Raw genomic sequence first — 22,797 nt, forward strand, 5'->3', positions numbered from 1 at the left:
GAAGGAGACGCAGATGAGAGCAGTGGTGTTCCAAGGCGACCGGGAGGTCGAGGTCAAGCAGGTACCTGACGCCCGGATCGAGGAGCCGACGGACGTGCTCGTGCGCATCACCTCCAGCGCGATCTGCGGCACCGACCTGCACATGTACGACGGCCGGACCGGCGCCGACCCGGGCATGGTTCTGGGGCACGAGGCGCTCGGGACGGTCGCGGAAACCGGGCCAGGGGTCCAGACGATCAACGCCGGGGACCGGGTCGTCCTGCCGACACATCTGTTCTGCGGCCTGTGCGCCAACTGCGCACGCGGCCTGTCGGCAGCCTGCCTGCGCGTACGCCCCGGAGGCTTCGGCGCGGCCTACGGGTACGCCGGAATGGGCCACTACACCGGCGCCCAAGCCGACCAGCTGCGCGTCCCGTACGCCGACGCCAACTGCGTGCCACTGCCCGGCGAGCCCGGCGACGAACGCGAGGACGACTTCGTCACCCTGGCCGACGCGTTCGTGACCGGCTGGCACGCCACCGAACTCGCCCAGGTCCGCCCCGGACGCACGGTGGCGGTGTTCGGCGCCGGCACCATCGGCCTGCTGGCCGCCTACAGCGCGCGGCTGCGCGGCGCCGCCGAGGTCTTCGTGGTGGATCGCATACCCGAGCGGCTGGACAAGGCGGCCGAAGCGGGCGCCGTACCGGTGAACGCCGCCGACGGCGACCCCGTCGAGCAGATCCGCGACCACCGGCGCAGCACCGGGCTGCCGCGCGGCGAGGAACCGCTGGACGGCGTCGACTGCGGCATCGACGCAGTGGGCTTCCAGGCCCGCGACCGAGCAGACTTCTCCAAGGAGAAGCCGACCCAGGTCCTCGCCGATCTGGCCCGCCTGATCAACCAGACCGGCCATCTGGGCATCATCGGCCTCTATGCCGGTAAGGACCTGCACCCCGCCCCGGAAGGCAGCGCCGACGGTGCACTGCGCCTGCCCTGGGGAACACTGTGGGGCAAAGGAGTGACGATAGGGACCGGCCGCACCCACGACCGCCGCTACACCGTACCGCTACGCGACCTGGTCACCTCCGGGATCGCCCGCCCCGGGTTCGTCGTCACCCACCACGCGGACCTGGAGCAGGCCCCGGCCCTGTACGCGGCCTTCGATCGCCGCGAGGCCGGTGTCATCAAAGCCGTCCTCCACCCGTAGCAGCCGCCGACCTTGGCTGACCATGAAAGATGGCCGGCCAGGACCTTGGCAGTTGGCGTGCTGCCTCCAGAACTCCATCGATACGCACGGACGAACACCCGCGTTCCATCCGGGACGAAGAGGCCTCGGACCGTCATCTTGCTCATAGTAGAAGCCTCTTAGGCGGGGTTTGGGGAGCCAACCAGGGAGCCCTCATGGTCTGCCCCATAGCATTTAGGCGGAAAGGCAGTAACCACCCTACCATTATTGGGGACTACCGTGATCCGCGTCAGATCGCCACCACCATTAGCAAGGCCCGCCCCCGGGCCGACAACGCGACCGGCATCCCATACATAAACGTATCCAGGTCTAGGCAGTCCGGTTCTCGGGTCGGCGGCGTCCGGAGCGGGGTGCCCCGATAAATCGTTTCCATTATGTCTTTTTTCAATGCTTCTAGGCCAATAAAGATGCCAGCATCGTCGGCGACAAGGACCCCGGGCCAGTTTCTGTCCAGAATGTGGATCGCCAGCGACCTAGAAAGGGTGGGGTTCGCTGGCGCCTTGGAGGTCGGTGCGGGTGGGCGCTATCCGGGCTGGGTATAGCGCCGGGTGGTGTCCAGGCGGGTGTGGCCGAGCAGTTCGGCGACGCTGACGATGTCTGCTCCGGCGTGCAGCAGGTTGGTGGCAAAGGTGTGCCGCAGGACGTGTGCTGAGACGGTCGGATTGCCGTCCTGGTCGGTCAGGCCGGCGTCAAGGGCGACCTCGTCGAGGATCTGATCGACGGCCCGCGCCGACAGGCGCCCGCCCCGGCGGTTGAGCAGCAGGGCGGGGGTGTCGGCGCCGGGCCAGGCGGCTCGTTCGCTCTTCCAGGATGCGACGGTGTCGCATGTTGCGGCGTCGGTTAGCGGGACCTCGCGGGAGATCTCATTCTCGGCGGAACGGACACCGACCCTGGCCTGGCGTGCCGACAGTGGCACGTCGCCGGTGTCCAGGGCGACCAGCTCGGAGACGCGCAGTCCGCAGTAGAGCAGCAGCCGTCCGATCACCCGATCGCGGGCCAGAGCGCGGCGCTGGACCGCGCCCAGGTACCGCTGCTGCTGGGGGGTCGTCAGAGCGCGGGGGGCTCGGCGAGGAGTGCGGGTGCGGCTCACGCCGGCCTTGCCTAGTCCGAGGTGTTCGTAGAAGCGGTCCAGCGCGGTGAGGTGGGCGTTGACGGTGTTGTCTGAGCGGCCTAGGACGGTTTTGAGGTAGGTCTTGTACTCGCGAGCGCTGAGGTCGCGCACCTGCGGGTCGGTCAGGGGGTCACCGTCGGCAAGGTTCGCAGCGTCCTGTAGCCAGGCCAGGAACACCCGGACGCGGGAGTCGTAGGCACGGCGGGTGGCAGCGTCCAGCGCCGTGTCGGCCAGGGCGGCGGCGTAGTCGGTGTGGACGCCGAGGTAGGCGTCGGATACCTGCTGACGGCGACCTGCCACCACTTCCCCCTCAAGCTCAGGAACTCCCGTCGGACTTCACTTCTGATATTAGCCAATATCAGAAGTCGCTGATAGAGTGAGCATATCCGGAAACGACGACATCTCCGCCCCTGGGGTTGACCCGTCGCGCGGCCCCAACTCCGCCAGAAAAGATGTGCTCCATTGTCAGGATCCTGCCCGTGACCCAGATCGCCCCGGCGAGGACCCCAGCGACACGCCCCGACCCCCAATGCGTGGACCGGTCGCCCATCGCACATCTGCGGCGGTGCCGCCGTCCCGTCCCTGCGGCCGGCCCGAGCCGGGCCGCTACCTGAACGCCGGACTCGCGCCCCTCGGCGTCAGGCCCCGTGCTGTGACAGCGGACTTGTGACCAGCAGGTCCGACGACTCCGCCGACGGCCCCCAACCGATGGTGCACGCTGGTCGATGGCACCTGCCCGGCACGCGCTGGGCGGCTGCCCGGACCCGTCGAGTGATCCGCACCGCGCTCAGGCAGTGGGATCTGGGCGCCGCCGCCGACAGCCTGGCCTGGCAGGCGGCGTCCTCGATCCGGAAACTGGCCGCCCGCCCGGTCGACTGCGTAGCCGGCCAGATCGAACTGTGTCTCGAACTACGCCCAACCGACCGCCTGCTCCTGATCCAGATACAACGCGGACCCGAGCGGCCTGAAGCCGATGACGGCACCCTCGCCGAAGAAGATTGCCGCCACATCATCGCCATCGTCTACGGGCACCGCCGCGCTCACAACGGCCCTGGCATCTGGTACACCCGCACCTTCGTCTGGCGCCGGCCGGACAGCCCCGCCATCGACCACTGACCTGCCCCGCCCCCTCAGCTCCACGATTCGCCCCCGATCCCTCACTGAAAGGAACCACCCCCATGGACACCGACCCCACCAAGAACACGCCGAGCACAGCCGCAACCAGCCCCAACGCCCCCATCCCCGCAGACACGGACAGCGACACCGCGGTCCCCACCGACCGGCCGGACGCTAAGCCCGCCGCCGACCGCGCATGGCAACCGGCCCAGGCACTCCGTGGCCGGATCGGCAAACTGGCCGAAGCCGTCGGCCCCTCTCGTCTACCCGGCCTTTCCGCCGACCAGAGCCCGACTCCGCTCAAGATCCGCCGCGGAGCGGCGGCGATGTTCGTCGCAGCAGCCGCCGCAGCGGTGGGGGTATGGCTGTGGCGCCGGCATACCGCCGACCGCCGACGAACGTGCCGCCATCGGGCCGCTCACCGGGTCCGCCAGACCGCTGCCCGCGGACGCGCCCGACTCCCGATCTGACCCGGACGGGTCCGGGCTGTCTCAGACGTCCGATCACCTCGCCAGAACCCGTCATCACCGTGCGGGGGCCGCCGCCACCTCGGTGGAATGCGGGAAATCGCTGGGGGTCTGTGGCTGTGGTGTAGTGTGGGCAGCAATGGTTGTAGTCGAGTTTTGCGAACGTGGAAACGCCCGCATAGTTCCGACAGCGGGCGTTTCGTCATTTTGGGTCACTCCAGACGGGCGTACGGCCAGCAGCCCGGATCAACGCGACCGCGTCGATCCGCACCCGTCCGAAGGAGACATCCAATGACTCAGGGAACCGTGAAGTGGTTCAACCCCGACAAGGGCTTCGGGTTCATCGCCCCCGATGACGGCAGCGCCGACATCTTCGTTCACCAGTCGGTGATCGAAAGCGACGGCTTCCGGACCCTCGAAGAGGACCAGAAGGTGGAGTTCACCTCCATCCGCGGCCCCAAGGGCATGCAGGCCGACCTGGTCCGCGCGCTCTAACAACGCGCACGGAGAACGATCGAGCCGAGGGGCGGGTCCGCTTTTGCGGACCTGCCCCTCGGCTCGATCCGGTGAAATACGCTAAATCGGCCTGATCGCCTGGGAAAGGTTGCCAGCGCATTTCCTTCTTCGCCTTTTTGGTGGTGAGGATTTGACGCCGGCGAATTAAGGCGATCCCTGGCCCACCCGCAGGTGCTGAACCCATGTCACTGGGGCGACCTGGGCACGTGAGTAGGCGGGCTCGTTGATCGTGGTCGTGCAGGCGTGACAGGCGCTTCGCCGTCCGCCGGATCCGCCCATGAAGGTCGTTGCGCGAACCTGATCTGTGGTGATCGGGTTTGGAGAGTGACAGGGAAACGTCCCCGTTTCCGCCGGGGTCAGCGTGAGGGCGGCCTGTCCAGGGGGTGCCCGGTGGCGTAGGCTCGGTGGCACCGAGGGCATTTCGTGCGCGGGCCGCCATGCCGGCGCCGTCTTCGGCGATCACGATCCGGTCTTCGACGGACCGAGAACGGGGCCTCGAAATGGCCCGCACAGTGCTCGACTCGCACAGGTTCCCAGACGGCGGCCCTGACCGGCGATGTGCTGCGGTGAGATCCTCGCTTCCCGTGACGTCTACGCCCGCCCCCGTGCCGCACGATCCGGTGTCACTCGTCGCCCACCTCCCGGGCCCGGTAGGGCGTTCCGTGATCGGAGATCACCAATGAGCACCCTGAGCGGCGCGTCCGCTGCCGGTGGCCCGGCCGCGACGGCCGTCGAGAGGCGGGTACCCCCCCGCCGGCGCCCCGGCCACACCATCGTCGCGCTGCACGGCCACCTGAGCTCCTCCGCGGCGCCGGCGCTGCGCGAGCACCTGATGGGATTGCTGCGTCCCAGCGGTCGGCTGCTGATACTCGACCTGGGCGAGGTGTCGTCCTGTGACGAGGCCGGGCTCGCCGTCCTGGTCGGCATCCAGCACCGCGCCGCAGGCCTCGGGATCACCGTCCGCCTCGGCGCCGCGAACCGGCAACTCACCGAACTCCTCCACCTCACGGGCCTGGACCGCGTACTCGTGGTCCAGGCGACCCCGGCGGTCCAGGCCGCGGCATGACCGCCGGGACTCTGGACGCCACGGGCATGGCGGCCAGAGCGCACCGTGTCCGGCCAGGCCGGTTGTACCGGACAGCGCGGGACGTTCACTGGTCGGGCGGAAACGTGATCTCTCGTCGAGCGCTCTCCCCCACCGGCGGCCAGCCGAGAGGTCCATCGAACTCCGAGGCGAGCCGATGACGATGAAAGACGACTACCTCGCGCTGGTGAAGGGCCTCGCCGCAGGCATGGCCATCGCGCTGGCCGCCGTCTGCACGGTCATCGCCGTCGTCTCTCTGATCGTCTCCTGAACCGGCCGAGCGGAGGCGACCGCGCGGTGCACCGGTACCGGGGACGCCTCCGAGGAGCGGGCCGCCGGCAGATCGGCCCATGCACCTGCGGGACCGAGGTGTTCCGGTGGCCACGAGGGGCAGGGATCCTGATGTCCGACCAGGAGGAGCAGATGAGCGGGCAGCCGCACGACCGGGGCGGGGCGGACCCCGCCGGCCTGGTCGAGGCGATGAACTCGGCGATCGTGGCCGTCAGCGCGTCCGGCAGGATCACGGCTTGGAATCCCTGGGCCCGGCATCTGCTGGGGCACTCCTCCGAAGAGGCGCTGGGAAGACCGGTGGAGCGGTTCCTGCACCGCGCCTCCGAGAGCGATCTCCCTCCGCGGCTGGACTGCCGCATTCTCCGGACGCTGCGGACCGGTGTCCCCGACCACGCCGACGGCGACTCCTTCACCCACCGCGACGGGCATTCGGTGACGCTCTCCTGGTCATCCGCGCCGGTCTACGCCGGCGAGCCGGGCGCGGAGGAACGCGAGGCCGGGACGGTGACCGGAGCGGTCATCGTGCTGCAGGACGCGGCCGAGCGGCTCCGGATCGAGCGGGAACAGCACGACCGGATGGTGCAGGCGCGGCGGGCCAACTCCCGGTTGGCTCTGGTCGCCGAGATCACCACGGTGCTGTCGTCCACCCTGGACGAGAACGAGGTGCTGCGGCGGCTGGTCCGGCTGGCGGTCCCCGCGCTCGGTGACTGGGCGGAGGTCGACCTGCTCGTCCCCGACGGACGCGTCGAGCGGATGGCCGCGACCCACCGCGACTTCTCCCCCGCCGACATCGCTCGCCTGGAGGGGCCGCTGCCGCCACTCCCCCGGTCCCCGCGCGGTCCCCTCGCGCGAGTGCTGCACGGCGCCCCGACCATGGTCATCAGTGGCGACGATGCCCGGCCGTACTCCGACGAGCCGCTCACCGCCGCGCAGCACGAGCTCTTCCAGACCATGGACGCCCACAACGTGATCATCACCCCGCTGGCGGCCCGGGGCGAGACCTACGGCGCGCTGACCCTGGGCTACTCCCGCCCCCGGCACGGCTACGGTCCTGACGACCGGCTCGTCGTGGAGGACATCGCGCGCCGCACCGGACTCGTCCTGGCCAACGCCCGGCTGTACACCGCCCAGCGGAACACCGCCGAGGCCATGCAGCGCAGCCTGCTCACCCCTCTGCCCCAGCCGGACGACCTGCGACTCCAGGCCCGGTACCTGCCCGCCGCCTTGGCGAGCTGGGTCGGCGGCGACTGGTACGACGCCTTCCCTCTCGCCGACGGCGCCACCGGGCTGGTCATCGGCGACATCATGGGCCACGACCTGCGCGCGGCGTCCCGCATGGCGCAGGTCCGCAACATGCTCAGGGCCCTGGCCTGGGATCTCGCCGCGCCCCCGAGCACCGTCCTGGAGCGCCTGGACGCGGTGATGGACGCCGTCAGCGACGCCGAACTCGCCACCGCCGTGTTCGCCCGCGTCGAAAGGACCACCGCCGGATCCTGGCACCTGCGCTGGTGCAACGCGGGCCACCCCCCGCCGCTCCTGATCACCCATGACGGCGCCACGACCTTCCTCGAAGAGCACGGAATGCTGCTCGGCAACCCCACCCTCACCGGTGGCCGCCCCGACGGCACTCGCGAACTGCCGCCGCTGTCCACCCTGCTGCTCTACACCGACGGCCTCATCGAGACCCGCGGCACCGACCTGACCGACAGCCTCACCGGCCTTCGCCGCCACAGCGCCCACCTGGCCCGGCTCCCCGTGTCCGGCCTGTGCGACCAACTCCTGGAGCGCATGGAGCTCAGCGGCGAGGACGACGTCGCTCTCCTCGCCCTCCGCGTCCCAGCATGAAGGCACGAAGGTGGCTCGGGCGTGCGCATGCGCTGACAGGAGCTCGCTGATCTGGCCGTGGTCACCCGCCTGTCTGTAGGGGTGTCGAACCGCCGGGATCCCCTTGCCGACGGCGTCTTCACGGTGGACATGACAGGAGGCGCGCCGCATCACAGACTCCATCGACACGCGCTGACAAGCACCTACACCATCGAAGCCAGAGGCTTCGAACCCGATCTTGCTCGCCGTAGGACCCTCCTGGACGGGAGGAGGCATGGGAGCCGATCGGGGAGCCACCGTGGTCGGCCCCCCGGACCCGGCACGACTCCCCTGACGTTTCCGCAGGTGAGTGGCTCCCCGATCGACTTCCCTCGGCCTTGATCGACTGGTCTTCTGTGATTACAAGGCGGTTTCGTTCAGCCGGACGTCCGGGTCGGCGGCCCGGTCGGCGGACAGGGGGACTCGGCTGGCGATGAGGCGCCGCGCGTCCCTCGCGGTGCGCGGGTCGTCGATGGAGAGCGCGGCACGCAGCCGCGGCCCCTGGAACCACAGGGCCGCCCAAGGGCCCCGACCGGCGGGGTTCCCACGCAGGACGAACGTGTCCGCCGGACGGTGATGGCCCACATACTGGATCCGGTGCCCAAGCTGCTCCGACCAGAAGTAGGGCACCGGGTCGTAGGGCTCACCGAGACCGAGGAGATTTCGGGCGGCGGTCCGGCCGGATGCTGCGGCGTGGTCCCAGTGCTCGACGCGGAGCCGGTCACCGAACAAGCTGGAGGGCCAGCGGACGGCGTCCCCCGCGGCGAAGACGGAGCCCGGGCCGGCACGCAGTGTCGCGTCGGCTTCGACGGCGCCGTCAGGAGCCAACGGAACGCCGCTGCCGTGGAGCCAGCCGGTGGCCGGGCGTGCGCCGATACCCATGACGACGAGATCGGCGTCGACGCGCCCGCCGTCCGCCAGACGCACGCCGCGTTCGTCCGCCCCGTCAACCGGGGTGTCCAAGCGCAGGTCGATCCCCCGGTTGGCGTACCAGGGGACGAAGTGTTCCGCGAGTGGGGCGGGCATCGCCCGCGCGAGCGGGGCGGACGCGGCGTCGATCACGGTGACCTTGAGGTTCAGCGCGGCGGCGCGGGTGGCGACCTCGTTGCCGATCCAGCCCGCGCCGACGACCGCGACCGAGGAGGCGGTGCGCAGAGCTTCGCGAAGACGCAGCGCGTCGAGGGCGGTGCGCAATTCGTGGACGTGGGGTGACGGATCGGCGAGCCTGATGGGGGAACTGCCCGTCGCGATGATGAGCCCGTCGTAGGGGTCGGTGCCGGTCGTGCTTTCGACGGCGTCAGGGTAGAGCCGAAGGGCACGGGAGCCGGTGCGCACCTCGATGTCGTGTGCTGTGGGCAGCGTGGTGTCGTCGACCGTCCCAGCGAGCAGTTCCTTCGACAGCGGTGGCCGGTCGTAGGGCGGGCACGGCTCGTCGGTGAGCAGGATCAGCTCACCGTCGTAGCCTTCGGCTCGAAGAGTGGTCGCGGCGGTGTGCCCGGCGAGGCCGCCGCCCACGATGACGATCCTGCAGGGGACGTGCCGGTTCACGGTCCGGTCCAGGCGGCCAGAGTGCGCAGGGTGTGCTCGCCTGCCGGGTCCTCTTCGGTGCAGCACGGCAGGACGGCGATCTCGTCGACGGCGTAGGACGCGAGCCGCGCCGCGACCTCCTCCGGCCCGCCGAGCGCCGCCACCGCGTGGACCAATTCGTCCGGGACGGCGGCGAGCAACTCGGACGGATGGGGGCGGCTGCGCGCCAAGGCGACCACGTCGCCGAAGCCGGCCTCCTCGAACATCTGCGCGTATCCGGGCGCGGCAAGATAGCCGACGACGGCCCGGCGGACCTGCTCACGTGCCTGCGCGCCCCCGTCCACGGCCACCGGCACCCACGCCGCGACCGGTGGTGCGCTGGTGCCGGCCGCATCGGACTCGGATCGGAGCCGTGCCGCGAGCCGTCCCGCCGAGTCCGCCGTGACCAGGCTGACCACCATGCGGTCGGCGTGCCGGGCGGCCGCGCGGACCGCCGCCGCCCCGAACGCCGCGATCGTGATGGGACTGCGGGGTGCCGGCAGCCGAAGCCGGTAGTCCTGGACGCGAACGGTTCTGCCTTCGAAGCCGGCCCGCTCTCCGGCGAGCAGGTGCCGCAGGACCTCGGCGGACTCGGCGAGCGCGGTGGGAGGATCCCGCCGTTCGCGGCCGTGCCAGCGCTCCACGACGTGCGGGCTGGAGGTGCCGATCGCGACGCCGGCGACGCGACCGGTCAGATCGGCGAGTGACGCCACCGCCATCGCGATCATCATCGGGTCGCGGACGGCGACCGGCAGCGGCCCGGGCGTCAGCATGATCGAGGACGTCCGGGCGGCCACCGCGACCGCGAGGGCGAACGCGTCGTACGTGGCCATCTCGCCGATCCACAGTTCCGGAAAGCGGAGCTCGTCGGCGAGGGCGGCCGTTTCCAGGGCTTCGCGTGCGGGCCTGTCCTGCCACAGCCCGAGCGATACCGTCAGCTTCGGGTTCATCGGGCGCCTTTCGGTCGACGTGCCGCACCGCGGACTTCGAGCCCGCCGTCGCTCGGCAGGATGGCTCCCGTCATGAAGCGGGAGTCACGTGGGTCGGCGAGCAGGACGTACAGGCCGGCGTGGTCGGCGGGGTCGCTGACGAAGCCGAGCGGGATGTGCCGGTCGAGCCCGTCCAGTTCCGCGTCCAGGCGCCGGTCGGCGCTGCCGAGGGCGGCCAGCCCGCCGAGTGCCGTCAGCGTCGCGCCTGGGGCGACGCCGTTCACCCGGACGTCCGGGGCCAGTTCGTGGGCGAGCTGCCGGACCAGCCCGACCACCGCGTGCTTGGACGCGACGTACAGTGCCCCACCGCCGCCCGCGTACAAGCCGCTGGAGGAGACCGTGAAGATGAGGCATCCGCCGCTGTCGCGCAGTGCCGGAAGTGCCGCACTTGCGCCGAGCATGTAGCCGAGAACGTTCGTCTCGAACAGCTCGGCGAAACCCGCCGCGACCCGGTCCTCGCCGAGGTCCTCGAAGCGGGTCGAGTAGTCGTACACGCCAGCGTTGGCGACGTAGGCGTCCAAGCGGCCGTGGACGTCGAGTGTTCGGGTCACCGACGCGGCGTGGGCTTCGGGCTCCCTGACGTCTCCGATCTCGACCGTGACCCGGTCACCGTGATCGCGGGCGAGCGCCGCGGCCCGCCCGGGGTCGCGTTCGAGAACGCCCACACGCGCTCCCTCGGCGACGTAGCGGTCGACGATGGCCCGGCCGATGCCGCTTCCGCCGCCGGTCACCAGCGCGACCAGGCCGTCGAGCCGTCCTGTACCTGTTGCCGTCATGTCGTGCCGGTTCCTAGAAGAAGGTGTTGATGTTCTTGGCGGGGAGAACCGCGTGCCGCAGGAGGACGAGCCGGCGGGCGATCCGCAGCTCGCCCGAGACCCGGCGCAGGACGTCCTCGCGCCGCCCGTACAGGGTCGCGGCGTCGATGTCGCCCTGGCCCCGGTAGTTGACGATCACCGAGCGGACGAGCAGCTCGCCGGGCGTCTCCGCCGGCTCCACCTCGATGTTGGACACGACGTGGAGGTGCCGGGTGGCCGGGTCCTCCGCCCACGCGGTGGGCGCGGTGAAGCGGACGACACGACGGCGCAGGTCCTCGAGGGTGTCGTCGAAGTAGGCCATACGGGACGGCGCGTAGGGACCGTCCGGATCGGACCGGCCGCGGTTCTCCACGCCGGGGACCCAGTAGTGCGCGTCCTCGGTGAAGAGCCCGAGCCATTCGGTGTACCGCTCTTCGTCGAGCAACCGCGCCTCGTAGGCGAGGAAGGTCTGGACCTCCCAGTACGTCTCCATCGCGGTCATGACGCCGCCTCGTCCCATGTGCGGGCGCGAAGGAGTTGCGACCAGCGCCGGTAGAACGCCCGCTGGTTGGCGTCGTTGATCTGTCCGCGGTGCACGTTGCCGGGCAGTTCGGGGTGCTCGATCGCCGATCCGGACCCGAGGCCGTAGTAGAGCCGCTGCTTCCGCGTCACCACGCCCGCGTTGGACCGGGTGGCCAGCTCCCAGTTCTCGCCGTCGTCCATCTCGAAGACGCCGGAGGGAGAGAAGGTCATCATCGCTCCCTTGCGCCAGGCGTCCTTCACATCCTGGGGGGCGTTCCGGTTCACCAGGACCCAGGTGTGCAGCTCGGTGCGGTGCGGCCCCTTCGGCTGCCATGTCCGGAAGGTGTTCTGGCCGGGCAGGAACGAGAAGTTCGGGAAGACGTTCACCGAGCTGATCGAGCCGACCATCCGCGCCCGCAGGTCGCCGAGCCGCTCGGCGACGCGCTTCTCATGGTCGCGCAGGTAGGCCACGACCCGTGGGTCACCGAGGGTGGCGGCGTTCCCGACGCCGTCCAGGTTGAACTCCCAGCAGTGGCCGTTCGCGTTGACGTGGTAGCTCTCGGCGTCCTCCGCGCCCAGGTCGGGGACGCCGCGGCCGAGCATGGCCTCCGCGCCGGACGCGTGCGTCCAGCCGGCGTGCAGCGCGTCACCGGCGAAGTTCTCCGCCGCGATCTTCCAGTTGCAGCCGAGGACGGACTTGATCGAGCCGCCCGCGAACTCCGTGCCGCCCTCGTCGTTGTCGAGGATCACGTCGAGATAGAAGGCGAAGTCGCCGAGGTAGTCCGACAGCGGCGGCGCGCCGGGGTCGAACGTGGCGAACACCAATCCCTTGTAGGTGTCGAGTTGAGCCACGGGGGTGAGCCCGAGCCGGGAGCGGTCGAAGCCCGGTTCCCGGCCGAAGGCCGCGGACTCGTGCACGCCGGTGAGCCCGCCGTCGAGGCCGAACGACCATCCGTGGTAGTTGCACACGAACCCGCGGGCCGTCCCCACTTCGGCGGTGCACACGCGATTGCCCCTGTGGGGACAGCTGTTGAGGTAGGCGCCGATGGAGCCGTCCCGCCGCCGGACGACGAGCACGTTGTCCTCGCCCATCCAGGTGGTGAGGAACGCGCCGGGCTTCGGCAGCTGGGACTCGTGGGCGACGAACAGCCAGCACCGGGCGAAGATCCGCTCCAGCTCCAGTTCGTAGACGTCCCGGTCCCAGAAGACGCGGCGATCGAGCCAGCCGTCGTCCAGCCCGGACAGTGCGAGCAGTTCGTCGTTCATGCCGCTCATGCCGACCTCCGCGCGAGGAACGCGACGACCATGCCGTCCTCGACGACCGCCCTGTACACGGTGAGGGGTCTGGACGCGGGGAAGCACAGGGCCTCGCCCGTCGCCAGGTCGAACTCCGCCCAGTGCACCGGGCAGACGACCCGGCCTCCCTCCAGATCGCCTTCGCTCAGCGACGCCTCGGCATGGGTGCAGGTGTCGTCGGTGACATGGATCGTCCCGTTCACATTCGAGACCAGCAGCGGCCCGGCGTCGCCGGTGACGACGCGCAGCATCCGCCCAGGAGGCACATCGTCTGCCGCGCACAAGACCGTACGGCCTCCGGTGCTCTTGAGGTCAGCGGACATCGGCGGCCTCCAGCGGGACCAGCTCGGCGAAGCCCAGGCCGGTGATCCACTCCGGGACGGCCTCGTAGGCGATGACGTCCCCCCGGCAGGGCCCCACGGCCGACATCGCCGCGACGAACGTGCGCACTTCGAGTGCGCCGTTGCCCGCTTCCGCAAGCATCTCGGCGTCATCCAGGCCGGCCAGTGCGGCGGTGTCGCCGGCGGCGACGCGGTCGAGCACCATCCGGTCGAAACCGGAGTCGATCCGGCCCATCTCGGCGGTTCCGACCCAGTGGCTGATACCGCCGCTGCCGATGACGGCGACGCGCTCGTCCTCTCCGGCGGCCTCGACGGCCTCCCGGATCGCCTCTCCGGCGCGGACGGCGCGGGCGAGCGGCAGCAGCGGCTCGACGCCGCAGGCGAGGTAGACGGGGATCACCGGCAGCCCGAGTGGCTCGGCGACCAGATGGTAGGGGATGACCACGGAGTGGTCCGCGGTGAACGTCGGTGCGACCGCCCAGTCGACGCCGTGCCGGTGCCCGTGCCCGGCGATGTGCCGGGCCAGCGGCGCGTTGTCCGGCAGCGGGCCGCGCGCCAGGCCGGGCAGCCGCTCGACCGGACCGTCCAGGTCTCCGGTCGCGATGAGCAACTGCGGCAGGCAGCCGGGGCCGAACAGGATGTAGTGGTCGGTGCCGATGATCACCACTGTGGTCGGGTCCAGCGCGGCGAGCCGCCGGGAGATCTCCCGGTACGCCTCGTGCACGCGCTCGCGCACCGGCGCGTCCGGCGCGTCCGGATGCGTGAACATCATCGGGTCGTGGGGCAGCAGGAAGCCGCCGACGATGCTGCCCATGGTCAGTCTCCCTCTGAATCGCCGGACGCGGGGACGGGTCGCCGAGCGGGTGTTTCGGCGCGCAGCCTGGCCAGATAGCCAGGTGCACCGCGCTCCCCCTCGGGCGCCAGCATCAGCCAGAACCCCCACACGAGCATCGGGTTGGCGGCCAGCGAGGCGAGGCCGCGAACGTCCCGATCGGTCAGCATCGCCGCCTCCTCCCCGGTCAGCCGGTAACGATCGGCGAAACGGGCGGGAGATTCCTTGAAGGTCTCCCGGGCGCGCCGGTCGACGTTGAGGTCGTAGAGCGCCTTCTCGACGCCGTGCAGGCTCATGCCCGCCTCCCGGCGAAGTCGCGGACGAGGGCGGTGAACGCGGCGGGCCGTTCGAGTTGCACCCAGTGGCCGCATTGCCCGAACACGTGAAGCTCGGAGTCCGGGATCGAGCGGGCCAGGCGCCAGCCGAGCTCCACGGGGATGACCTCGTCCTCGCGCCCGTGGACGATGAGCGCGGGCTTGGCGATCGCGCGGAGCCTGTCCTCGGGGACGCCTTTGACCGGCGTGTCCCCGGGGCCGGGTTCCGGAATCAGCTTCCGGAAGGCCGCCTGGGCGCCCGGGGCGGCGCTGGCCTCGTACCTCGCCCGCACCATCTCCTCGGTGACGAGGCTCTTGTCATACGGGAAGAGCCGCAGGATGCGCCGCATCTCGTCCGGATCGGGTTCGTAGTGCCAGCCCGCCCGGAGCCCCTCGGTCATCGTGAACGTCCCGGCGGGCGTGCCGAGCAGTACGAGGCCGTCCACGCGGGACGGGTCCCGCAGCGTTGCGGCCAGCGCCAGGCCGCCGCCGAAGCTGTTCCCCACCAGCACGGCGGACGGGATGTCCAGGGCGTCGAGGAACGCGAAGAGCTGCCGCGTCCAGAGCTTGATCCCGTACTCGGTCCCCTCCTGGAACAGGGTCCTGCCGAATCCGGCGATGTCGGGCGCGAGCACCCGGTGCCCGGCAGCGAGTGCGGGCAGCACTCCGGACCAGTTCGACCAGGCCGAGACGCCTGGGCCGGATCCGTGGAGCAGCACGATGGGCCGCCCGCTCCCGGCCTCGTGGTACGCGGTCTCGTGGCCGGCCGCGAGGACCCGGCGCACCTGGGCGCCCTGGTCGAAGAGTCGGTCTCCCACCACGACACCTCCCATTCATTCGATCGGTCAATCGATTTATTTTGGGGACTGTAGCAGCCGGACCGCCGGGCCGCAAAGCGATCGATCGGCCGATCGATCATTCGGCTAGCATCGGAGCGTGATTCCAGAGGACACCGCACGACGAGACGAGGCCACGACGCGCAGGCGTCCGGGGCGCAAGCCCGGCAGCCGGAACGACGACTGGGAGGACAAGCGGCGCCGGATCCTGGACGTCGCCGCCGACGTCTTCTTCGTCCGCGGCTACGACCGGGGCACCACGAAGGAGATCGCCGAGCGCGCGGGGATGAGCCAGCCGACGATCTACCACTACGTCGGCTCCAAGGAAGTCCTCATGTCGGAGATCGCCCGCCAGGTCGACCGCGACTTCACGAGAGCGCTGGACGACGCCCTCGCCGCTCCCGCCGACCCCGCGACGCAACTGCGTCGCGTCATCGACGCCTTCGTCCGCTCCCTCGCCCTCAACCAGCGAACGTTCGCCGTGTACTGGAAGGAGTTCCGCTCGCTGCCGGCGGACGTCGGCCGTGAGGTCAGCGGCCACGAGCGGGACTTCGTCGTCCGGGTCGAGGAGGTCGTCTCCCGCGCGCAGGAGCAGGGCGTCCTGCCGGCCGGGCACCCGACCCGCATCGTCAGCGAGGGGATCCTCGGAATGATGAGCTGGATGCACTGGTGGTACAAGCCGGACGAGTTCAACGCCGGACAGGTCTCCGCCGCGTTCTGCGACCTGATCGGCCTGCCGCCCGAGGACTGAGCGGCGGCTCCTCCTCTCATCCACGCCCGGCCCGTCCGAGCTGGGCTATTGACGTTCTATCGATAGACCGATAGAAAAAACGCACTCTGGTGAGAGGAGTGCAGCCATGCCTGCCTTGGATGGATCCGTCCCCTCGAGCACGTGCGGGCGCCGGCCGGCGACGATGGTCGCGGCGCTGCGCGAAGCGGTCGCCCTGGCCCCCGCCCGCGTGGCCGTGATGTGCGGCGCCGAGACGCTGACCTACGCCGAGTACGGCAGGGCGGTCGATGGTCTGGCCGCGCGTCTCGCCGAGGCGGGTGCGCGGGGTGCGACGATCGCGGTCGCCATGCCCAACAGCCCTCGCATGGCGGTGGCGATCTTCGCGGTGTGGACGGCGGGCGGGAGCATCGCCTGCCTCAACCCCGGCTACACCCCGGCGGAGCTGGTCCCGCTGCTGAAGGGGGCCTCACCCGCGTTCGTCCTCACCGACGCGGAGGCGGCCGCACCCGGTCCGCTCGCGTCCGCCGCCGAACTGGGCCTGGACGTCCTGCCGGTCGCCGACGCCGATCTCCGGCGGGCCGGACCCGCGGACTCGGCGGCCCCGGTGGAGGGCCCGGCCCCCGACGACCTGGCCGCTCTTCTGTTCACCGGCGGCACCACCGGTCTGCCGAAGGGCGTTGAGTACACCCACGAAACGCTGCTGACGACGGTCGAGGGCGCCGAGCTGTGCTGGCCGACGCGTCCGGACGAGGAGATCTGGCTCAACGTGGCGCCGATGTTCCACATCTGGGGCCTGGCGATCGGTTTCCTGCACGCCGTCTACCGCCGCGGCGGGCTCGTGATGGTGCCGCGCTTCGTCCCCGCGGCGGTCGTCGCGGAACTGGAGCGGCATCGCGCGACGGTCTTCAGCGGCGGACCGGCGGCCATCTACGGCGGCGTCCTCGCGGCCCCCGAACTCGCCCGCGCCGATCTGGCGGCGCTGCGCCTCTGCCAGGGCGGCGGCTCGGCCATCCCCGCCGACCTGCAGGAACGCTGGCAGGCGGTCACCGGGCTACCGATCTACGAGGCGTACGGGATGACGGAACTGGCACCGATCACCTACAACCCGGTCGGGCGACCACCGCGCCCAGGCTCGGTCGGGATTCCCTCCCCCCTCGTCGAGGTAGAGGTCGCCGACCTCCGAACCGGCACGCCCGTCGCCGCCGGGGAGGTGGGCGAGATCAGGGTCAGGGCGCCTCACATGCTGCGCCATTACCGCGGCCTGGACGGAGAGATCATCCCCGCGCACCGGGACGGCTGGTTCCACACCGGTGACGTCGGACGCTTCGACGATGACGGCTACCTGCGCATCGTCGACCGCGCGAAAGACATGATCATTGTGGGCGGTTTCAACGTCTACCCCCGCGAGATCGACGACACGCTGCTCGCCCATCCCGCGGTGGTCGAGTCCGCGACCATCGGCGTACCGGACGAGCGCAAGGGCGAGCGGCCCGTCACGTTCGTGTCCGCCGCACCGGACACGCCACCCGACCTCCAGGAACTCGAACGCCACTGCGCCGAGCGTCTCACCGCGTACAAGCGGCCGTCCCGGATCCTCATCCTGCCCGAACTGCCGCGGACGCCCGCCAACAAGATCGACCGGATCGCCCTGCGCAAACACCCCGTGCTCACGTCCTCCGAGCCGGAGAACACACCGGAAGGCGCCGCCAAGGTCACCGAACCCGGTTGAGAAATCTCCACGGACGAACAAGCCAGCGCACGCCTCGGCTGGTCCGCCAGCGAGATCCCGCAGCGCGTAGGAACGTTCGGCCGGCCGGACACACTGGCGGAACTGATCATCTATGGCGGGCGGCCCTCTTCGACGACACGTCGCGTGTCAGGTAGTGGATGGCGTCGGCGGGGTTGTAGCGGTCTTTGCGGCCGTCGTGGTCGCCGTCGACGCCGCAGGCGGGCCATCGCCGACCTGCAACATGTGCTCGACCTGATCAACCCCGACCATGGGACGGACCCCAGGAATACCATCCGACGGGGAGCTTCTCGCGCTCATGGAGCAAACTCGACCACTACATCATGGGCGGGCCCCTGCCTCATCGCCATGACCTTCTACTCAGAGGACGGCCACCGCCAACTCTCGATTTCGGCCGCCCTGAGCAATAAGGACAACTCCAGATCGGGCCAAGCCATGGGCAAGGCCATGGAGCACGTCTTCTGCCCATCCTCATAGCGGCGGCTTCGGCCCCCAGGACCCCACGGCGAGGGCATCCGGTTCCAGCGGATGCCCTCGCCGTCGCTTTGCGTAAGAACGCCTCGACCAGCGATCACACCGAACACCCTCTGCTCCTTGCGGCCTGCCACGTCCTGGACCGCCTCCCCCACGTCGCTCGCCAGAAGCTTTGTTCGCTGCGCATCGAGGCGCCGCACCGCCCTGGCACACCGGCCTGGCGGTGAACTGGTTCCAGCCCCCCGCCCCGCTCATCGCCCTATCGGCCATCAACGAGCCAGGCTTGCGCCCCCGCCGCAGAGCGATTCCATTGCCACTCTTCAGTATGCGTGCACGACTCTTACGGATGAGTGCACATTCTGCACTGATATGACCGAAGAAGCGCTTTCTCGTCGCCGACGACAGTCGCAGATGTGTACAGTTCGGATTGCTGGCGGTAAAAGCCGTCTGCGAATCATCAAAGGAGAGAAGCGATGCGCAAGATCGCGATGATCGTCCGCCGGGCGATGGGCGTCGACCAGTACCCGTGCCCCACCTGCGGCACTTACAACAGCGAGAACGCCAAGGTCTGCCAGAGCTGCGGCACCCGGATCGGCTGAGGTAGCGGCACACCGGGCCATCTCGTTTTACTTTTACCTTTAAGTCGGCTCCGGCGTTCGTTGCTTGCAACGAGCGTCGGAGCTCATTTCTTGGTGTGCGGCTCTGCCGGCAAGCCAATCAGGGACAAGCATCTGCACACCGAGACCTGCCGGAGTTCTGACCAGCGGAACCTGGCACCCTCATCGCGACGAGGGGCGCCTCCTGAGGGGCAGGTCGCGAGTCCGTACGCAAAGGACCGCTCCTGGACGTGAATCGTCCAAGATTGAAAGCATCCATGCACACCGTGAGCACGAACGGGTTGGCGGCCGGCGAGCGGTTCGCCTTCTGGCATGAGGTCAGTTCCCGGACCTGGGTTCCCTACGAGCTCAGCTGCGACCCGGACCTGGAGACGAGTTTCCAAGCCCGTATGGATATCTGGGACTTGGGCTCTCTCCAGGTCGCGCTGATGACGACGACGCCCTACGTGATACGCCGGACGGCGAAGCTCATCCGCCAGGACGACCCCGGGCTGTGCAAACTCGGGATCGCCGTGGACGGTGCGGGAAACGCCACGCAGAACGGCCGGGAGACGGCTTTCGGCGTCGGCGACCTGGTTCTCTACGACACCTCGCGGCCGTATTCGGCGACACTCTCCACGGACTCCCCCGTCGCTCGTCTGCTGGTGCTGCGATTCTCGCGCGACCTGCTGCCGCTGCCGGCCCGGGACCTCGACCGCCTGACCGCCGTGCGGATTCCCGGCTCCCAGGGGGTCGGGGCCCTCACCTCGACCTTCCTCCTTCAACTCGCCCGGCACATCGGCGAGTACAGCCCCACTGACCTGGCAAGGTTGTCCACCCCCGCACTGGAGGCTCTGACCGCCGCCCTCGCCCACGAGTTGGAGGCCGGCGACGCGGTGCCGCTGCACACCCGCCGGCGGGCGCTCCTGGCCCAGATTCACACCTTCATCCAGCAGAACCTCAGCGATCCGGACCTGTCGCCGGCCTCGATCGCCGCCGCCCACCACATCTCCCTGCGCCACCTCCACAACCTGTTCAACGAGCAGGGCCGCACGGTCGCCGGTTGGATCCGCGAACGCCGTCTGGAACACTGCCGCCGCGACCTGGCCGAACCGCTGCTCGCCACCCGTCGGATCAGCGAGATCGCGGCGCGATGGGGGTTCTCCAGGCCGCAACACTTCACCCAGGCGTTCCGCGACGCCTACGGCTTGTCTCCGCGCCAATACAGGGAGGAGCAGTATTGGCGCGCACGTAAGTAGGGCCACCAGCCTTTGCAGAGGCCAGACTCGGCCTCCGAAAAGACGGCTTTGGCGGTCCACGCCCGCCACCCACGGTCTTCCCGGCCTGCGCAAGCTTCGTCGGGAGATGGACGAGGTCGCTGCGCGGATACTCAGGGCCAACCTCTGATCACCGGAGTCCGGTGCCGCCCGTAACTCCGCTGGGCCGGGCCGGATGATGTTCACCAGGGAATTTGGCTCGCATACAGTGCCTCAGTTCTTGGTTTGTGAAATTTCATGCTGCTTTGAATGTATTGACACGTTCAAGTCCGGCAAGGTGCACTTCGGGGCAGCTCATCCCGGATGAGCGACTCGTCCCCAATCCCCCCAGCGGCAAGGGCGTCTCAGGCCGCTCCCACGTGAGGCTTCGGACGCCCTGTGCCGTCGGGTCCGTGGAAGGAGCACCCCTGTGAGACACCAGACCGCGATCGGGGCGGCGGCGCTGGCGGCCGGCCTCGCCGTGGCGATGTCCGTCCCCGCCACAGGAGCGACCGCCCGCACCACCCCGGCCAAGCCGAACCCTCGCACGCTCGCGGCGGTCTCGGCCGACACCTTCGTGGCCGCCAAGCCTGCGGAGGTCAAGAAGGCCCCGAAGGACAAGATCTTCCGTACGAACGTCACCTCGGGCCTGCGCGGCCTCCAGTACGTGGAGTACCAGCGCACCTACGACGGCCTGCCCGTCTACGGCGGCGACATCGTCGTCACGACGAACGCCGACGGCGGTGTGCTGAGCACCTCGGTCAACCAGACCGCGACGCTCAACGTCGGCGTCAAGGCGTCGATCAAGACGTCGCAGGCCGCCGCGGTGTCGCGTGCCAAGGTCGCGAAGGTCGACACGGTCTCCACCCCCCGCCTCACCGTGCTGGCGGAAGGCAAGGGACGCCTGGTCTACGAAACGGTCGTCACCGGTCACCAGAAGAAGGGCGAGACGAAACTGCACGTGTTCGTCGACGCCAAGACCGGCAAGGTCGTCGGGACGTTCGACGACGTCCGCGACGCCGCCGATGACAGAAGCTTCTACCACGGCACCGTGGACCTGAGCACCGCGGCGACGTCCATGACCGACCCCTCGCGTCCCGGCCACCAGTGCGGCGGCCAGGGCGGCTCGGCCTACACCGGCACCGACAGCGCCTGGGGCAACGGCAGCGGGACGAACCTGGAGACCGGCTGCGTGGACGTGTTGTACGCGGTCCAGAAGGAATGGGACATGCTCAAGGCATGGCTCGGCCGCAACGGGACCAACGGCAACGGCCGCGGCTTCCCCTCGCGCGTGGGTCTGAACGACGTCAACGCCTACTGGAACGGCAGCTACACCAACTTCGGACACAACCAGTCGAACACCAAGCTGGCCACCTCCGTCGACGTCGTCGGCCACGAGAACGGGCACGCGATCTTCCAGACCACGCCCGGCGGCGCCAGCGGCGGCAGCGGCAACGAGAAGGGCGGCATGAACGAGTCGGCCGGCGACATCTTCGGCGCGCTGACCGAGCACTACATGAACGAGCCCTCCACCTACGACCCGCCGGACTACCTGGTCGGCGAGGAGGTCGACCTGGTCGGCCAGGGCCCGATCCGCAACATGTACAACCCGTCCGCGCTGGGCGACCCGAACTGCTACTCGTCCTCGATCCCGAGCACCGAGGTGCACGCGGCGGCCGGCCCGCAGAACCACTGGTTCTACCTGCTCGCCGAGGGCTCGAACCCGACCAACGGCAACCCGACCAGCCCGACCTGCAACAACTCCCGTGTCACGGGCATCGGCATCCAGAAGGCCGGCCAGATCTTCATGGGCGGCCTGAACCGCAAGGTGACGAGCTGGAGCCACGCCCGCGCCCGCGTCGCGACCCTCCAGGCGGCCAAGGAGCTGTTCCCCGGCTCGACCACCGAGTGCAACGCGGTGAAGGCCGCGTGGAGCGCCATCAACGTTCCCGCGCAGAGCGGCGAGCCGACCTGCTGATCCGTCCGACACAGCACGTGGGACGTCACTGACGACCTCCCGGTACGCCCGGTGCGGGGGCCCGCACCGGGCGTACTCATCGTTCACCGTCATCGCGGTTGCCGCCCTTGAGCGCGTGACGTGCGAGCTGGCGATCACCGTAAGTGCGTCGGCCAAAAAGCGGTTCTGGATCAAATTTGTGAAGAGTCACTGTTCGTGAGGAATCAGTCGGTGTGGGCCGGTGAGGACGGTTGTGAAAGCCTCGCCGGTTTTGGTCACGGAGTTCGAGGATGGAGCTGTCCGCTGAAGACGGGCGTCTTGATCAAGTCTTCGTGCGGGAGTCCGATGCCGAGGTCTTCGGCGACCCGATAGAAGAGTCCGCGGAGCCCCAGGGGCCCGTAGTCGTTGCTATCCGGGTCGGCCTCCAGTGCGCGCAGTGTGGCATCGAAGCGGTGGGGTTCGCTCCCAGTGCGGTCTTCGGGACGGAGGCTGAGCAAGGTGTTGATGCCGGTGACCAGGCGCCCGTCTTCGGCGTAGCGGAACTCGACCATGGGCTTTTCGTTGGCGTGCAGCATCACGGCTGTCGTGTCGGCCGAGACCCTGCGCACCAGTTCGTCGTCTTCGACGCACAACCAACTGCCGTGCTCCCACGCCCATGCCCATGCCCATGCCCACGACGCATACCGTCCGGCGGACACCACGTAGGCGTCGTCGTCGTAGAGGACGTCACCGAACTCATCGAGGAAGACGTCCTGGCCGCGCAGGGCCAAAGTGGCCGATTCGGCACCCATCCGGTCCAAAAGCTGCCTCGCGGTGAGGCCGCGTCACGAAGACGGCTACCCCAAGGAGTGGGCGAGGGCGTTCTGCGCGCGGA

The 22,797-nt window shown here is 69.6% G+C and carries 21 protein-coding genes and 1 pseudogene; 11 read left to right on the top strand and 11 right to left on the bottom strand.

The window, feature by feature from the left end; all coding sequences use genetic code 11:
• Positions 1-13: 13 nt before the first annotated feature.
• A complete protein-coding gene (locus tag AB0C87_RS16505; protein WP_360578223.1) occupies positions 14-1,186 on the top strand; it encodes a glutathione-independent formaldehyde dehydrogenase in 1,173 nt (390 codons plus the stop codon).
• A gap of 562 nt (positions 1,187-1,748) precedes the next feature.
• On the opposite strand, the gene AB0C87_RS16510 is transcribed toward AB0C87_RS16505, so the two are convergent.
• Positions 1,749-2,636, bottom strand: coding sequence for a tyrosine-type recombinase/integrase (locus AB0C87_RS16510; RefSeq protein WP_360578225.1), 888 nt, complete (start codon positions 2,634-2,636; stop codon positions 1,749-1,751).
• A gap of 471 nt (positions 2,637-3,107) precedes the next feature.
• Between AB0C87_RS16510 and AB0C87_RS16515 the strand changes: the two genes are divergently transcribed.
• The 5 genes from AB0C87_RS16515 to AB0C87_RS16535 all read left to right on the top strand — a co-directional run bounded on the left by AB0C87_RS16515 (position 3,108) and on the right by AB0C87_RS16535 (position 7,655).
• Positions 3,108-3,452 carry a hypothetical protein gene (locus AB0C87_RS16515; RefSeq protein WP_345172386.1) on the top strand — a complete coding sequence of 115 codons (345 nt, stop codon included), beginning with the start codon at positions 3,108-3,110 and terminating at the stop codon, positions 3,450-3,452.
• A gap of 62 nt (positions 3,453-3,514) precedes the next feature.
• Positions 3,515-3,922: a hypothetical protein gene (locus AB0C87_RS16520; protein WP_353832873.1), complete on the top strand. Its 408-nt coding sequence runs from the start codon at positions 3,515-3,517 to the stop codon at positions 3,920-3,922.
• 288 nt (positions 3,923-4,210) lie between these two features.
• Positions 4,211-4,414 (top strand): cold-shock protein, encoded by a 204-nt coding sequence (locus AB0C87_RS16525; RefSeq protein ID WP_345172382.1) that lies wholly within the window; start codon positions 4,211-4,213, stop codon positions 4,412-4,414.
• 700 nt (positions 4,415-5,114) lie between these two features.
• The gene (locus AB0C87_RS16530; protein WP_360578228.1) at positions 5,115-5,501 is read left to right on the top strand and encodes an STAS domain-containing protein; all 387 of its coding nucleotides are present in this window, start codon (positions 5,115-5,117) and stop codon (positions 5,499-5,501) included.
• A 420-nt stretch (positions 5,502-5,921) separates the two neighbouring features.
• Positions 5,922-7,655 carry a SpoIIE family protein phosphatase gene (locus AB0C87_RS16535; protein ID WP_360578230.1) on the top strand — a complete coding sequence of 578 codons (1,734 nt, stop codon included), beginning with the start codon at positions 5,922-5,924 and terminating at the stop codon, positions 7,653-7,655.
• Positions 7,656-8,033: 378 nt separating this feature from the next.
• Here AB0C87_RS16535 and AB0C87_RS16540 read toward each other — a convergent pair whose 3' ends face one another.
• From AB0C87_RS16540 to AB0C87_RS16580, 9 genes are read right to left on the bottom strand one after another with little or no spacing between them, the layout of a single operon-like run.
• Positions 8,034-9,221, bottom strand: coding sequence for an FAD-dependent oxidoreductase (locus AB0C87_RS16540; protein WP_360578232.1), 1,188 nt, complete (start codon positions 9,219-9,221; stop codon positions 8,034-8,036).
• Entirely contained in the window at positions 9,218-10,189 is a 972-nt protein-coding gene (locus tag AB0C87_RS16545; RefSeq protein ID WP_360578234.1) for an LLM class F420-dependent oxidoreductase, read from the bottom strand. Before AB0C87_RS16545 ends, AB0C87_RS16540 begins: the two co-directional genes overlap by 4 nt.
• Positions 10,186-11,004: a 3-(cis-5,6-dihydroxycyclohexa-1,3-dien-1-yl)propanoate dehydrogenase gene (gene hcaB, locus AB0C87_RS16550; protein ID WP_360578236.1), complete on the bottom strand. Its 819-nt coding sequence runs from the start codon at positions 11,002-11,004 to the stop codon at positions 10,186-10,188. The genes AB0C87_RS16545 and hcaB overlap by 4 nt, the downstream gene beginning before the upstream one ends.
• Positions 11,005-11,017: 13 nt before the next feature.
• Entirely contained in the window at positions 11,018-11,524 is a 507-nt protein-coding gene (locus tag AB0C87_RS16555) for a 3-phenylpropionate/cinnamic acid dioxygenase subunit beta (RefSeq protein ID WP_345172371.1), read from the bottom strand.
• Positions 11,521-12,819 carry an SRPBCC family protein gene (locus AB0C87_RS16560; RefSeq protein ID WP_360578238.1) on the bottom strand — a complete coding sequence of 433 codons (1,299 nt, stop codon included), beginning with the start codon at positions 12,817-12,819 and terminating at the stop codon, positions 11,521-11,523. Before AB0C87_RS16560 ends, AB0C87_RS16555 begins: the two co-directional genes overlap by 4 nt.
• Positions 12,816-13,163, bottom strand: coding sequence for a non-heme iron oxygenase ferredoxin subunit (locus tag AB0C87_RS16565; RefSeq protein ID WP_345172367.1), 348 nt, complete (start codon positions 13,161-13,163; stop codon positions 12,816-12,818). Before AB0C87_RS16565 ends, AB0C87_RS16560 begins: the two co-directional genes overlap by 4 nt.
• Entirely contained in the window at positions 13,153-13,995 is an 843-nt protein-coding gene (locus AB0C87_RS16570; protein WP_345172365.1) for a hypothetical protein, read from the bottom strand. Before AB0C87_RS16570 ends, AB0C87_RS16565 begins: the two co-directional genes overlap by 11 nt.
• A gap of 2 nt (positions 13,996-13,997) precedes the next feature.
• A complete protein-coding gene (locus AB0C87_RS16575) occupies positions 13,998-14,309 on the bottom strand; it encodes a hypothetical protein (RefSeq protein ID WP_345172363.1) in 312 nt (103 codons plus the stop codon).
• Positions 14,306-15,145: an alpha/beta hydrolase gene (locus AB0C87_RS16580; protein WP_360578240.1), complete on the bottom strand. Its 840-nt coding sequence runs from the start codon at positions 15,143-15,145 to the stop codon at positions 14,306-14,308. Before AB0C87_RS16580 ends, AB0C87_RS16575 begins: the two co-directional genes overlap by 4 nt.
• Before the next feature lie 118 nt (positions 15,146-15,263).
• Here AB0C87_RS16580 and AB0C87_RS16585 point away from each other — a divergent pair, with 118 nt between their 5' ends.
• The 5 genes from AB0C87_RS16585 (at position 15,264) to AB0C87_RS16605 (ending at position 21,944) form a co-directional block, all read left to right on the top strand.
• Complete coding sequence (locus AB0C87_RS16585; RefSeq protein ID WP_345172359.1) at positions 15,264-15,914, top strand: TetR/AcrR family transcriptional regulator; 651 nt, start codon at positions 15,264-15,266, stop codon at positions 15,912-15,914.
• Positions 15,915-16,020: 106 nt separating this feature from the next.
• Positions 16,021-17,622 carry an AMP-binding protein gene (locus AB0C87_RS16590; RefSeq protein ID WP_360578242.1) on the top strand — a complete coding sequence of 534 codons (1,602 nt, stop codon included), beginning with the start codon at positions 16,021-16,023 and terminating at the stop codon, positions 17,620-17,622.
• Positions 17,623-18,587: 965 nt separating this feature from the next.
• Positions 18,588-18,713: a zinc-ribbon domain-containing protein gene (locus AB0C87_RS16595; RefSeq protein WP_345172356.1), complete on the top strand. Its 126-nt coding sequence runs from the start codon at positions 18,588-18,590 to the stop codon at positions 18,711-18,713.
• A 275-nt stretch (positions 18,714-18,988) separates the two neighbouring features.
• Complete coding sequence (locus AB0C87_RS16600; RefSeq protein ID WP_360578244.1) at positions 18,989-19,969, top strand: helix-turn-helix domain-containing protein; 981 nt, start codon at positions 18,989-18,991, stop codon at positions 19,967-19,969.
• Positions 19,970-20,396: 427 nt separating this feature from the next.
• Entirely contained in the window at positions 20,397-21,944 is a 1,548-nt protein-coding gene (locus tag AB0C87_RS16605) for a M4 family metallopeptidase (protein ID WP_360578246.1), read from the top strand.
• Positions 21,945-22,198: 254 nt separating this feature from the next.
• Here AB0C87_RS16605 and AB0C87_RS16610 read toward each other — a convergent pair.
• A pseudogene (locus AB0C87_RS16610) lies at positions 22,199-22,735 on the bottom strand (DUF6461 domain-containing protein); the annotation flags it as partial.
• Positions 22,736-22,797: the final 62 nt, after the last annotated feature.

The sequence above is a fragment of the Actinomadura sp. NPDC048021 genome (assembly GCF_040653135.1).
GTDB classification, from domain to species: domain Bacteria; phylum Actinomycetota; class Actinomycetes; order Streptosporangiales; family Streptosporangiaceae; genus Spirillospora; species Spirillospora verrucosospora.

Coding starts and splice junctions, on each gene's coding strand:
- AB0C87_RS16505 (WP_360578223.1), top strand. CDS start 14: ATGAGAGCAGTGGTGTTCCAAGGCGACCGGGAGGTCGAGGTCAAGCAG.
- AB0C87_RS16520 (WP_353832873.1), top strand. CDS start 3,515: ATGGACACCGACCCCACCAAGAACACGCCGAGCACAGCCGCAACCAGC.
- AB0C87_RS16525 (WP_345172382.1), top strand. CDS start 4,211: ATGACTCAGGGAACCGTGAAGTGGTTCAACCCCGACAAGGGCTTCGGG.
- AB0C87_RS16530 (WP_360578228.1), top strand. CDS start 5,115: ATGAGCACCCTGAGCGGCGCGTCCGCTGCCGGTGGCCCGGCCGCGACG.
- AB0C87_RS16535 (WP_360578230.1), top strand. CDS start 5,922: ATGTCCGACCAGGAGGAGCAGATGAGCGGGCAGCCGCACGACCGGGGC.
- AB0C87_RS16545 (WP_360578234.1), bottom strand. CDS start 10,189: ATGAACCCGAAGCTGACGGTATCGCTCGGGCTGTGGCAGGACAGGCCC.
- hcaB (WP_360578236.1), bottom strand. CDS start 11,004: ATGACGGCAACAGGTACAGGACGGCTCGACGGCCTGGTCGCGCTGGTG.
- AB0C87_RS16555 (WP_345172371.1), bottom strand. CDS start 11,524: ATGACCGCGATGGAGACGTACTGGGAGGTCCAGACCTTCCTCGCCTAC.
- AB0C87_RS16560 (WP_360578238.1), bottom strand. CDS start 12,819: ATGAGCGGCATGAACGACGAACTGCTCGCACTGTCCGGGCTGGACGAC.
- AB0C87_RS16565 (WP_345172367.1), bottom strand. CDS start 13,163: ATGTCCGCTGACCTCAAGAGCACCGGAGGCCGTACGGTCTTGTGCGCG.
- AB0C87_RS16570 (WP_345172365.1), bottom strand. CDS start 13,995: ATGGGCAGCATCGTCGGCGGCTTCCTGCTGCCCCACGACCCGATGATG.
- AB0C87_RS16575 (WP_345172363.1), bottom strand. CDS start 14,309: ATGAGCCTGCACGGCGTCGAGAAGGCGCTCTACGACCTCAACGTCGAC.
- AB0C87_RS16590 (WP_360578242.1), top strand. CDS start 16,021: ATGCCTGCCTTGGATGGATCCGTCCCCTCGAGCACGTGCGGGCGCCGG.
- AB0C87_RS16595 (WP_345172356.1), top strand. CDS start 18,588: ATGCGCAAGATCGCGATGATCGTCCGCCGGGCGATGGGCGTCGACCAG.
- AB0C87_RS16600 (WP_360578244.1), top strand. CDS start 18,989: ATGCACACCGTGAGCACGAACGGGTTGGCGGCCGGCGAGCGGTTCGCC.